The organism is Paenibacillus sp. 481 (assembly GCF_021223605.1).
Classification (GTDB): Bacteria; Bacillota; Bacilli; order Paenibacillales; family Paenibacillaceae; genus Paenibacillus_B.
On the sequence record NZ_CP075175.1, the window covers coordinates 695,256 to 707,339 of the forward strand.

Below are 12,084 nucleotides of genomic sequence, written 5' to 3' on the forward strand. Positions count from 1 at the left end.
CGGTTAGTTGTGCTAGTTGTGTGCGATTGGCATCGGACGGGAAGAGAAGTTAATATGCTCAAGCATGTCGAGCATTGCACTTACCGTATCAAGCGATGTCATACATACGATGCCGTTCTCTACAGCTTCACGGCGAATGCGGAAGCCGTCGCGCTCTGGCGTTTTGCCTTTGGTCAACGTGTTGACCACAAAGTGTGCGCTGCCATTGCGGATTAGGTCGAGAATGTTCGGCGAGCCTTCAGTCAGCTTTTTCACATGCATGACATTCAAGCCAGCTTCTTCAAGCGCAGCTGCCGTACCGCCTGTTGCGATAATTTTGTAGCCCAGATTCACGAAGCCGCGCATTAATTGTACCGCTTCATCCTTGTCTTTATCTGCAACCGTGCAAATAATCGCTCCCGTAGTCGGGATCTTCATTCCTGATCCGATAAGTCCTTTATACAACGCCTTCGCGTATTGGAAGTCGCGGCCCATAACTTCGCCCGTCGATTTCATTTCCGGTCCAAGTGTCGGCTCTACGCGACGCAGCTTAGCGAAGGAGAATACCGGTACTTTTACGGACACATAATTGTCTTCTGGCCACAGTCCTTCTTGGTAGCCAAGCTCGCTTAGCTTCGTACCTAAGATAAGCTTCGTCGCAACGTTAGCCATCGGTACGTTCGTCACTTTGCTCAAGAATGGTACTGTACGGGATGAACGCGGGTTCACCTCGATGACGTACACTTGGTCTTGGAAGATGACGAATTGGATGTTAATTAATCCGATTGTTTTTAACTCTTTTGCGATGCGAATCGTGATGTCGACGACTTGCTGTTTTAGTTCTGGCTTTAAGTGCTGCGGTGGATATACCGCAATCGAGTCACCAGAGTGAACTCCAGCGCGTTCGATATGCTCCATAATACCTGGGATGAGCACAGTCTCACCGTCGCAAATCGCATCGACTTCTACTTCTTTACCAAGCATGTAGCGGTCGATAAGTACCGGATGCTCCGGATTAATTTTGACGGCTTGCTCCATGTAGCTCAGCAATTCTTCGTCCGAGTACACGATTTCCATCGCGCGGCCACCCAGTACGTAGGACGGACGAACGAGCACCGGATAACCAAGGCTTTGCGCTGTTTCTACTGCATCATCCACCGTAGTAACCGTTTTGCCCTTTGGTTGAGCAATGTTCAATCGGGACAAGAGCGCTTCAAACTTTTTGCGGTCTTCCGCTTCGTCGATGCTCTCTAAGCTAGAGCCTAAGATGCGCACGCCTGCTTTGGATAACGGTGCAGCTAAGTTGATAGCTGTCTGTCCACCAAATTGGACGATGACCCCGATTGGATTCTCTTGCTCAATGACGTTCATAACGTCTTCGAAGAAGAGCGGTTCAAAGTAAAGTCGATCCGATGTATTAAAGTCCGTCGAGACGGTCTCTGGATTGTTATTTATAATGACTGCTTCGTAACCTGCACTTTGAATCGCCCAGACCGCATGCACAGTCGAGTAGTCAAATTCGATACCTTGACCGATCCGGATTGGACCGGAACCGAGCACGATAACTTTTTCTTTTGTCGATTCGAGCACTTCGTTCTCTGTCTCGTACGTCGAGTAGTAGTAAGGTGTTGTCGCCTCAAATTCAGCCGCGCACGTATCAACCATTTTGTAGACAGGTTGCAAGTTCTGAGCTTTACGAAGCTCTCGTATTTCATGTTCTGTTGTGTATTCTGCATCTGGATGACCTTCTGCACGCAATTCAGCGATTGCACGGTCTGTGAAGCCCATGCGCTTCGCTTCGTACAAAGTTTCAGATGTAAGCAATTGTTCCGAACGGATACGGTCTTCGAATTTCACCATACCTTCCAGCTTATCAAGGAACCACCAGTCGATTTTCGTAATCTCTTGCAACTGTTGCAGCGTATAACCGCGGCGGAATGCTTCTGCAAGCAAGAACATACGCTCATCATCAGGTGTCTTGAGACGTGCTTCCAGCGTCTCTTTGTCGAGCTGCTCTGTCCCTTTCAAGTACAAGCGGTGTACACCGATTTCAAGCGAGCGAATCGCTTTGTGCATCGACTCTTCGAATGTACGGCCGATAGCCATAACTTCGCCTGTCGCTTTCATTTGCGTCCCCAGCTTACGGTTAGCTGACGTAAACTTATCAAATGGCCAGCGCGGAATTTTGGAAACGATGTAATCGAGTGTAGGCTCAAAGCAAGCGTACGTTTGGCCAGTTACTGGGTTAACAATCTCATCCAGTGTGTAGCCAATTGCGATTTTTGCTGCCATCTTCGCAATCGGGTAGCCCGTTGCTTTCGACGCTAGCGCCGATGAGCGGCTAACGCGCGGGTTAACTTCGATGACATAGTATTGATAGCTATGCGGGTCAAGTGCGAACTGCACGTTACATCCGCCTTCGATATTCAAGGCACGAATAATTTTGAGTGATGCTGAGCGCAGCATTTGATATTCGCGGTCAGACAGTGTCTGGCTCGGCGCGACTACAATACTGTCTCCTGTGTGTACACCTACTGGGTCGAAGTTCTCCATGTTACACACAACGATGCAGTTATCGTTCGCATCGCGCATAACTTCGTACTCAACCTCTTTCATACCTGCAATGCTCTTCTCGATCAAGCATTGGCCGATCGGGCTGTAGCGAATACCAGATGCCACAATTTCAAGCAGTTCTGCTTCCGTGTCACAAATACCGCCGCCTGTACCGCCAAGCGTGTAAGCTGGGCGCACGATGATTGGATAGCCGATTTCGTTAGCAAAGTCTACTGCTTCTTGTACCGTTGTAACAATAACACTCTCTGGAACAGGCTGTTCCAGCTCACGCATCAAATCGCGGAACAAGTCGCGATCCTCTGCTTTTTCAATCGCTTGCAGTTGGGTACCGAGCAAGCGTACGTTCTCTTGCTCCAGCACTCCTGCACGCGCTAGTTCAACCGCCATATTCAAGCCCGTTTGTCCGCCAAGTGTAGGCAATAGACCATCAGGGCGCTCTTGTCTAATAATTTGAGTTACATATTCCAGTGTAATCGGCTCGATGTAAACTTTATCGGCCATATTTGTATCCGTCATAATCGTAGCTGGGTTACTGTTGATAAGTACGACTTCCATGCCTTCCTCTTTAAGAGCTTGGCACGCTTGCGTTCCCGCATAGTCGAATTCTGCTGCCTGACCGATGACGATTGGGCCAGAGCCGATTACGAGAATTTTCTTGAGGTCATTATTTTTCGGCATATTACAGTACCCCTTTCAATTGTGCTACGAGTTCCGCTTGACGCGGCGCTTTCGGATGGTTGCGTTTATGATTGCGAATCATGTCAATAAATTGGTCGAACAAATAACCACTGTCATGCGGCCCTGGTGCTGCCTCTGGATGGTATTGCACCGAAAATGCCGGATATGATTTATGCTTCAAGCCTTCAATCGTTTTGTCGTTATTGTTAATGTGTGTAACTTCCAAATCCGTTCCTATTACAGACTCATCGATAACCGTGTAACCGTGATTCTGCGACGTAATGTAGCAACGGTTCGTAGCCAACTCCTTCACAGGGTGGTTACCACCACGGTGACCGAACTTCAACTTCCCTGTATCTGCACCGCATGCGAGGGCAAACAATTGGTGGCCTAAGCAAATTCCGAAAATAGGCACCTCACCGAGTAATTGCTGTATCATCTCAACCGCTTGTGGCACATCTTTCGGGTCCCCAGGACCGTTAGACAATTGAATTCCATCTGGATGCAAGCGACGAATTTCTTCTGCTGTCGTATCGTGTGGAACTACGACTACATCGCAGCCGCGATCCGTCAACTCGCGCAGGATACCACTCTTTGCTCCGAAGTCGACGAGCACGATTCGCTCGCCAGCGCCAGGGCTTGTGTAGCGCTGCTTGGTCGATGTCCGCGCCACTTGGTCACGCACCATTTCATGAATGCCAAGCATCTCTTGCAGTTCCTCTACGGACTTGCTACCTGTCGTCAAGATACCTTTCATCGTTCCGAAGTGACGAATTTTTCGTGTCAGCATCCGTGTGTCAATTCCGCTAATTCCGACGATGCCATACTCTTTAAGGAGACGGTCTACGTTATATTCTGCACGCCAGTTACTTGGAACTGGTTCGTGACGGCGTACGACGAAACCATTCACGTAAGGGCGAATGGATTCAAAGTCATCGCGCGCAATCCCGTAGTTACCGATAAGTGGATACGTCATCGTCACTATTTGCCCGCAATACGAAGGGTCTGATAGCACCTCTTGATATCCGGTAATACCCGTATTAAATACAACTTCACCGACCGATTCACCATCTGCTCCAAATCCGACGCCTGTAAACAAGGTCCCATCTTCCAACAACAATTTTGCTTGCATATTCTTCACTCCTCGCTCTCTCTGTCTATCATTTTTTTATTTCCCGAATTAGTGCGTTAACGAATTTATACATTAATGTGTTAATGAGTTGAATTGTGCAATAGTGCTGCCCGTCAATGTATTACCCCTATAACGTGCACTTTATTATTTAATCATTCGTATTTTCATCAGCCAGCTACGCGTTTATGGTGATACGGGCTGTTGAGCGTGCTGCTCTGTCCATACGATTCGTCCATCAACGAGTGTCATCACAGACCATCCTGTCAGCTTCCAGCCTGTAAATGGCGTATTGCGTCCTTTTGTCAAGAAGGTGCTTGGGTCAACCTCACGCTCTGTCTCTAGGTCGATAACCGTCAAATCTGCTGGCATGCCTTCAAGCAATTGTCCTGTATTTAGTCTAAAAATGCGCGCTGGGTCTGCTGTCATTCGCTGCACAAGCATGGAAAGTGTCCATTTGCCTGTCGCAACAAACTTCGTGTACAGCAGTGGGAATGCCGTTTCCAAACCGACGATTCCGAACGGTGCCAGTTCCATTCCTTTTGCCTTCTCTTCTTCGCTATGTGGCGCATGATCCGTTACGATAATGTCGATCGTGCCATCCTCAAGTGCCTCGATGCATGCTGCTACGTCGCGTGGCGAACGAAGCGGCGGGTTCATTTTCCAGTTTGCATCCAATCCTGGGATGTCTTCATCTGACAGCAACAGATGGTGCGGGCAAATTTCCGCCGTAACCCGAATACCTAGCTGCTTCGCTTGGCGGATAAGGCGAATCGACTGCTCTGTGCTGACGTGGCATACATGGTAGTGCACGCCTGTTGCTTCAGCAAGCAAAATGTCGCGACCGACATGAATCGCTTCAGATTCATTAGGGATACCTTTTAGGCCGTGCTTGCGAGCAAACTCACCGTCAGTAACCGCTGCACCTTTGACGAGCGAATCGTCTTCACAGTGCGCGATGACTGGCATATCAAGCTCGTGAGCCCGACTCATCGCATCCTTCATCATTTGCGCATTTTGCACGCCGACACCATCATCGGTAAAGCCGATAACTCCCGCTGCCTTCAAAGCTTCAAAATCCGTAAGCTCACGTCCAAGCTCGCTCTTCGTGATGGCTCCATACGGCAACACTTTAACTGCGCCCTCCGTCTTTGCCTTCTCTAGTATCCGTTCCACCGTCTCTGGTGTATCGATTACAGGGCGCGTATTCGGCATACATGCAATCGTAGTAAATCCGCCCTTAGCTGCTGACTGTGTACCTGTTGCAATCGTTTCTTTATATTCAAACCCCGGTTCACGTAAATGAACGTGCATATCGATAAAGCCGGGAGAAACGAATTTCCCGTTAACGTCGTGGATGTCTGCATCTGCTGCCTCAATGGGTTCATTCGCATCCGTGATGCGGCGAATAATTCCGTCCTCCACCCAGACGTTTGCTGCTGTCAATTGTCCGTCTTCGTTTAGCACCTTTGCATTTTTCAATATAAGCATGTTCATTTCGTCCCCTCTCGAAAGCCAGTTGTCCATTCGTTTCTTTCAAGCTCAAGCTCACACAAACTTACAGGAGCGCTCGCTCCATTACTGCCATCCGAACAGGTACTCCGTTCCCCATCTGGTCAAAAATACGTGCTTTGTCGCACTCAACAACGTTATCGTCAATTTCTACATTGCGATTGAACGGTGCCGGATGCATAATGATGCTGTTTGACTTAAGCTTGGCGGCGCGTTCAACCGTCATGCCGAACTCGGCGCGATACTGTTCCGCCGAACTCATAACGCTGCCAGCGTGGCGCTCTAACTGTACACGTAGTAGCATGACAACGTCTGCTTGCAGCGCTTCTTCCATGTTCACGTAGCGGACATTCAGATCCGCTGCCCTCATCTTGTCGGGAGCGCAGAAGCTTACGTTGGCTCCAAACTTAGTGAGACCCCAATAGTTAGAGCGTGCAACTCGGCTGTGCTGAACGTCACCGACGATGACGACGTTCAGCCCTTTCAGCTCCCCGAAATGTTTGCGCATCGTATACATATCCAACAGCGCTTGAGTCGGGTGTTCATTGTTGCCGTCACCAGCATTGACGAGCGGCATGCGCACACGTTCCGCAATTTGTTCCAAGAGACCTACCGGCTTCAAGCGAATGACTCCTGCATCCATTCCCATCGATTCCAGCGTGCGAACCGTATCGTAAATCGATTCGCCTTTCTCGACGCTGGATGCAACCGCGGAGAAGTTGATGACCTCCGCACCAAGCCGTTTCTGTGCCACCTCGAACGAACAGCGGGTACGCGTACTGTTCTCGAAGAACATGTTCGTGACAAATTTCCCATCCAGCACCTTGCTCACTTTTTGCGGCTGCCGCTCCCAATGTTGGGCTCGGTCCAAAATTGATTCGATTTCCTGCCTACTTAAGTGCTGTAGGCCAAGCAAGCTTCGTTCCTTTGTTGTATGCTGTATGTTCATGATTGCCATCTCATGTTACCCCCTGTTATGAACGATTTTCACTTCGTCGGTACCGTCAACTTCTACAAGCGCCGCTTCTATCTCCTCTGTACTCGATGTTGGCACGTTCTTGCCGACGTAGTCAGGGCGTATCGGCAATTCGCGATGTCCTCTGTCTACGAGTACGGCCAGCTGAATCATTTTCGGCCGTCCTTGGTCCATCAAAGCGTCCATTGCTGCACGAATCGTTCTGCCTGTATAAAGGACATCGTCGCACAAAATAATTTTCTTATCGTGTATTTGGAACGTTCCGCTTTCGTTGCTCGAGACTTGGATATCCTCTTTCTTGTCATCCCGATAGTGCGTAATATCTAGCTCACCAACGGGCACGCTCTCATTTTCAATTTGATGAATGCGTTCCGCGATACGCTCTGCCAAGTAAATGCCTCGTGTTCGTATTCCTACGAGAACACAATCCTCAACACCCTTGTTGCGCTCGATAATTTCGTGGGCGATGCGCGTCAATGCGCGGCGGATAGCCGCTTCATCCATAATGACGTTATGCTCTTTCAAACTCATAGTCCTCCTCAGGTTGCCTTGTTGAATCAGAAGCTTCCGCTTCAGGCCATGCTGTGCATCTGCTCCCCGCTCTGTTCTAGCGGATTATCGTAGCCGCATGTCACCCAGCTTGCTCCAGTATGCTACTGCTTTCGTTGCGCTATAACTTTTGTTATTTCCTAAAAAAGGTACAAAAAAACTCCTTGCCCAAAGGCAAGGAGTTGTATGCATACGAAATTACATAAACTGTGGTCTAGTGACGCGTGTAGATAGACACAATGCTCATCGTCGCATTGCCACCACTCTCTGTTGGTTAACAATGCCCATGCACCGCTCTCATCACACGCTCGACAGTTCATTCGAGCGTTACCTTGCCAGTCTCTCGGGACTGATTTAAAGGTTCATATTCAACTAACAGGATTATGCCATTAAACCATACCAATGTCAATGACTAATCGGCAACTAATTTTTAAAATACAAATTCAACATCTGTAAGACGGCGCTTCAAATCAGCAATAACGCGCGCTTCTTCCGCTTCACCACTCGCTTGGAACGTAACGGAGAAACGAACAAAACGTCCTGCATCATCCCAAGGCACTGTGGAAATTAATTTTTCACGAATCAGATATTGAGAGAAATCTTCACCAGAAGTGAACTCGATTCCATTTTTCACACCTTTAGGAGCTTCTACATACAAGAAGAAAGATCCTTTTGGCTTCTCTGCTTTAAAGCCGATTTCGTTCAACGCAGATACGAGCAAGTTGTGACGACGAGAATATTTCTCCGCAATTTTTTCTGTGATTTCTGGACGAGCCAAACCGTATGCAGCTGCTTTTTGAATCGCGATAAATTGACCGGAATCATTGTTGTCTTTCACATCACTGAACGCTTTTACGATCAATGGGTTACCCGCAACGAAACCAATCCGCCAGCCTGTCATATTGTACGATTTGGACAAGGAATGAAGCTCAACGCCCACGTCTTTAGCACCTGGAACGCTCAAGAAGCTGAGCGGCTTAACACCGTCATACGTCAATGCAGCGTACGGAGCATCGTGAACGACGATCACTTCGTGTTGCTTTGCCCATGCAACGACTTCCTCAAAAAATGCTGCTGTTGCCGCTGCACCTGTCGGATTGTTCGGGTAGTTCAAGTAGAGCAACTTCGCACGTTTGCAAATGTCTTCAGGAATGCTGCTCAAGTCAGGCAAGAAGTTATTCTCTTTAGTCAACTGCACGTTGAACACTTCGCCACCCAAGTATTTCGTGTGCGTGCCAAGTACCGGATAGCCTGGAACCGTCATAATCGTGACGTCGCCTGGGTTAATAAAGCAAGATGGCAACATAGCCAAAGCCGGCTTAGAACCGATTGAATGCACAACTTCCGTATTGGCATCAATACCGTCAACGTTAAATACATCTTTCAAGTATTGAGCTGCTGCTTCCTTGAAATCTTGAATACCGTTGTCTGCATAGCCACGGTTCTCCGGCTTTGCCGCTTCTTCTGCCAATTTAGCTACGATACCCGCATCTGCCATCTCGTCCGGCTCGCCAACACCCATATCGATAAGCTCAACGTCAGGATGAGCAGCTTTGGCAGCAGCTTTAGCACGTTTAATCTTTTCAAACTTATAAATGTTTGTGTCTTTACCGTAATTTTCTCCACCGATGCGGTTTGCAAAGTTTTGTTGAATATAAGTGTCTTGATATTGTTGTATTGTCATGATGATTGCATCTCCTCTCAACTTCAAATCCTTCAATAACTATGCGTGAATCGCATCTTATTTGGAATGGACGAATAATGAAAACATTTGTACTTGTTGCATTTTTGCACGTTGCCTAGCCTAATGGCTAATAGGGTTCCGATTGATTCCTATTTGAATTCCAATTGATGGTGAACAGCGAACAGCTTACTACGCCCTAGCCAACCGCACTTAGCGGGTGCGCAATGAAGCAAGCAACAGTTCCATATCCTCTGGCAACGGGGCGGTAAATTCTAACGACTCACCTGTCGCCGGATGCACAAAGCCGAGCGTTGCAGCGTGCAGCGCTTGCCCGTCCATCGTAATTCCGCGCGTACCGCGACTGTACATCGGATCCCCGACAAGCGGATGTCCGATAAACTTCAGATGGACGCGAATCTGATGCGTCCGCCCTGTCTCCAGCTTCAGCTCCACAAAGGTCGCATTGCCAAAGCGCTCAAGCACTCGGAAATGCGTCACCGCGTGCTTACTGTTGCGTTCCGTGACCGTATACATTTTACGGTCAGCCGCATCGCGACCAATCGGCGCATCAACTGTACCTTGGTCATGCGGAATATTGCCATGTACGAGCGCTAAATATTTACGCGTCACCGTATGATCTTTCAACTGCTGCGCAAGCGAGACGTGCGCACGATCATTTTTAGCGGCCATAAGCAAGCCTGACGTATCCTTATCGATACGATGCACAATACCCGGACGCAGCTCGCCATTTATACCTGACAAGTCTGTACAATGGTGCATAAGTGCGTTCACGACCGTACCAGACGTATGTCCTGGTGCAGGGTGAACGACCATGCCGCGCGGCTTATTGATGACGATCACATCTGCATCTTCATAATAAACGTCAAGCGGAATAGGTTGCGCTTCAATGTTTACCGAGGTTGCTTCAGGCGTGACAAGACGAATGACGTCACCAACTGCACATTTGTGGTTAGTCTTAACGGCTGCGCCGTTCACTTTAACGTGGCCGTCACGAATCCACAGCTGCACTTGAGAACGGGACACATCTTCCTCCAATGATTCCGTCACAAATTTATCAATACGTTCCTTCGCCTGTTCGGGTGCAACAACCCACTCTAAAGCGTCTGTTTCCTCTTCGAGGCCATGTTGTTTATGTTGTTCGTTCATGTGACATCCTAACCTTCTTCCTTATTGCTCACCGTCTGATGACTTAGAGCCGTCAATCTGTTTTTCCATTTCCCGCTCACGCTTTATTTCCAGTATCGCATCCAGCATGACGAAGGCCACACCTACACAAATCGCGATATCGGCCACATTAAAGATCGGGAACGTATACGATCCGAAATTAAAACGAAAGAAATCGACGACTTCCCCCGTCAATAAACGATCAATAAAATTACCAATCGCTCCGCCAAGAATGAGGCTTAATCCTAGTGGAAGCGCAAATCCTGGCTGATGGCGAACTTTACGCATGTACCAGATGATACCAATTACTACAATTATCGTCGTTACGATAAAAAACCAGCGTTGATCTTGTAAAATTCCGAAAGCAGCTCCGCGATTGCGATGTGAATAAAATGCAAAAAAGTCGCCTATTACCGGAATTTGTTCACCTAATTCCATTCGAGTCGCAACGAGCCATTTTGTTCCTTGATCAAGAAGCAACACAATGACTGCGAGGATATAGTACCACATGGATTGCTGTCACCTCATTTTTAGTATGTAGACGTGTATGTAGACGGATGACTTGACTACGAACGGACCGTTCGCAATAAGCTCGCCATGACATGTCTGCATCGCTCATTGTAACATATACGATTTTTTTTCGTCCAATCCAATCCAACCCCTGTTGCATTTACCACGATGTTTTTTTCGTGCCAACGCACAACCTATACCTACAGTTCAACCGACAGAAAGGTGTGTCCGCAATGTCGAATCTTACATCGCAGCAGCAAGCAGCGCTTAAAGATCAACTGCTTCGCTCGAAGCAAAGCGTGGAACAACGGTTGCAGCAAGCTGATCATTATGGTCTTGGACACTCACTGCGTGACAACACCGGCGAATTGTCCGGTATTGATAATCACCCTGCAGATATAGCTTCCGAGCTATATGAACGTGAAAAAGACATCTCCCTTAACGAACACGACGAAATATTGTTGGAACGTATTGACACTGCCTTGCAGCAAATGGAACGCGGCACTTACGGCATTTGTGTCGTATGTGGTCAACCGATCCCATTCGAGCGCTTGGAAGCCATTCCATCGACCATGTATTGCATCAAGGATTACCCTGAACATTTTGTATCTCACGGTCGTCCAGTTGAAGAACAGGTTCTTCAACCACCATTTGGGCGTACAAGTTTTGATGAGGTAGAAACGCAAAATGGTTTTGACGGTGAAGATGCTTGGCAAATTGTTGAAGCTTGGGGCACATCTAATACCCCTGCCATGCAGGAAGGAAACGATATCGATAGCTACGATCGCATGTATATCGAGGCTTCCGAAGAGCTTGACGGCTTTGTTGAGCCGTTTGAAAGCTTTATCGCAACCGATCTCACAGGCCGGCATGTCTCTGTTATTCGCAACAAAACGTACAAGCGCTATATGTCTGCTGGTGAAGGCGAGCCTTTACTTGAGCCAGACGTATACGCAAATGTGGATGATTTGGACGATCGAAACAGCGTGTACGAATAGTTAATAATACAATTTTGTATCGAGCTGTCGTTGCACGATTCGCACAATATCGGCAATAAAATCACCGATAATAGGCAAATTCAACGCTCCCAGCACTTGCAGTAAGTACACGATTAGCGCCGTGAAAATGGTGAATCCGATCGCTATGCCGACGCCGCGCGCTGTGCCAGCAAGCAAATTCACCCATAACAGCTTGCTTGGCTTAAATAGCAGTTCGGTATATTCAGCGATACGTGACTTTTCCAATTGCTGCGCCATCTGCACCGTATATTCATGAATTTGTTCAACGAGATGGCCCATTTCACGTTTC

General features: G+C 48.1%; 10 protein-coding genes. 1 reads left to right on the plus strand and 9 read right to left on the minus strand.

Annotation, left to right across the window (positions count from 1 at the left end):
• Positions 1 to 12 precede the first annotated feature (12 nt).
• From carB to lspA, 8 genes are all read right to left on the minus strand, one after another.
• A complete protein-coding gene (gene carB, locus KIK04_RS02840) occupies positions 13 to 3,231 on the minus strand; it encodes a carbamoyl-phosphate synthase large subunit (RefSeq protein WP_232276827.1) in 3,219 nt (1,072 codons plus the stop codon).
• 1 nt (position 3,232) lies between these two features.
• On the minus strand, positions 3,233 to 4,363 hold the full coding sequence (carA, locus tag KIK04_RS02845; protein ID WP_232276828.1) for a glutamine-hydrolyzing carbamoyl-phosphate synthase small subunit: 1,131 nt from the start codon (positions 4,361 to 4,363) through the stop codon (positions 3,233 to 3,235).
• Positions 4,364 to 4,546: 183 nt separating this feature from the next.
• Positions 4,547 to 5,851 (minus strand): dihydroorotase, encoded by a 1,305-nt coding sequence (locus KIK04_RS02850; RefSeq protein WP_442951155.1) that lies wholly within the window; start codon positions 5,849 to 5,851, stop codon positions 4,547 to 4,549.
• Between the two features lie 67 nt (positions 5,852 to 5,918).
• The gene (locus tag KIK04_RS02855; RefSeq protein ID WP_442951156.1) at positions 5,919 to 6,824 is read right to left on the minus strand and encodes an aspartate carbamoyltransferase catalytic subunit; all 906 of its coding nucleotides are present in this window, start codon (positions 6,822 to 6,824) and stop codon (positions 5,919 to 5,921) included.
• Positions 6,825 to 6,836: 12 nt separating this feature from the next.
• Positions 6,837 to 7,379, minus strand: coding sequence for a bifunctional pyr operon transcriptional regulator/uracil phosphoribosyltransferase PyrR (pyrR, locus tag KIK04_RS02860; protein ID WP_269670990.1), 543 nt, complete (start codon positions 7,377 to 7,379; stop codon positions 6,837 to 6,839).
• Between the two features lie 448 nt (positions 7,380 to 7,827).
• Positions 7,828 to 9,081 carry an LL-diaminopimelate aminotransferase gene (locus tag KIK04_RS02865; protein WP_232276832.1) on the minus strand — a complete coding sequence of 418 codons (1,254 nt, stop codon included), beginning with the start codon at positions 9,079 to 9,081 and terminating at the stop codon, positions 7,828 to 7,830.
• Positions 9,082 to 9,291: 210 nt separating this feature from the next.
• Positions 9,292 to 10,248 carry an RluA family pseudouridine synthase gene (locus KIK04_RS02870; protein WP_232276833.1) on the minus strand — a complete coding sequence of 319 codons (957 nt, stop codon included), beginning with the start codon at positions 10,246 to 10,248 and terminating at the stop codon, positions 9,292 to 9,294.
• A 21-nt stretch (positions 10,249 to 10,269) separates the two neighbouring features.
• Positions 10,270 to 10,776 (minus strand): signal peptidase II, encoded by a 507-nt coding sequence (gene lspA / locus KIK04_RS02875; RefSeq protein WP_232276834.1) that lies wholly within the window; start codon positions 10,774 to 10,776, stop codon positions 10,270 to 10,272.
• Between the two features lie 233 nt (positions 10,777 to 11,009).
• On the opposite strand from lspA, the gene KIK04_RS02880 reads away from it, so the two are divergent.
• On the plus strand, positions 11,010 to 11,774 hold the full coding sequence (locus KIK04_RS02880) for a TraR/DksA C4-type zinc finger protein (RefSeq protein WP_232276835.1): 765 nt from the start codon (positions 11,010 to 11,012) through the stop codon (positions 11,772 to 11,774).
• Here KIK04_RS02880 and KIK04_RS02885 read toward each other — a convergent pair whose 3' ends face one another.
• Complete coding sequence (locus KIK04_RS02885; protein WP_232278572.1) at positions 11,775 to 12,074, minus strand: DUF5665 domain-containing protein; 300 nt, start codon at positions 12,072 to 12,074, stop codon at positions 11,775 to 11,777.
• Positions 12,075 to 12,084 lie beyond the last annotated feature (10 nt).

Bases quoted from the DNA above. Each gene is read 5' to 3' on its own strand.
- carB (WP_232276827.1), bottom strand. From the start codon at position 3,231: ATGCCGAAAAATAATGACCTCAAGAAAATTCTCGTAATCGGCTCTGGC.
- carA (WP_232276828.1), bottom strand. From the start codon at position 4,363: ATGCAAGCAAAATTGTTGTTGGAAGATGGGACCTTGTTTACAGGCGTC.
- KIK04_RS02850 (WP_442951155.1), bottom strand. From the start codon at position 5,851: ATGCTTATATTGAAAAATGCAAAGGTGCTAAACGAAGACGGACAATTG.
- pyrR (WP_269670990.1), bottom strand. From the start codon at position 7,379: ATGAGTTTGAAAGAGCATAACGTCATTATGGATGAAGCGGCTATCCGC.
- KIK04_RS02865 (WP_232276832.1), bottom strand. From the start codon at position 9,081: ATGACAATACAACAATATCAAGACACTTATATTCAACAAAACTTTGCA.
- KIK04_RS02870 (WP_232276833.1), bottom strand. From the start codon at position 10,248: ATGAACGAACAACATAAACAACATGGCCTCGAAGAGGAAACAGACGCT.
- lspA (WP_232276834.1), bottom strand. From the start codon at position 10,776: ATGTGGTACTATATCCTCGCAGTCATTGTGTTGCTTCTTGATCAAGGA.
- KIK04_RS02880 (WP_232276835.1), top strand. From the start codon at position 11,010: ATGTCGAATCTTACATCGCAGCAGCAAGCAGCGCTTAAAGATCAACTG.
- KIK04_RS02885 (WP_232278572.1), bottom strand. From the start codon at position 12,074: ATGGGCCATCTCGTTGAACAAATTCATGAATATACGGTGCAGATGGCG.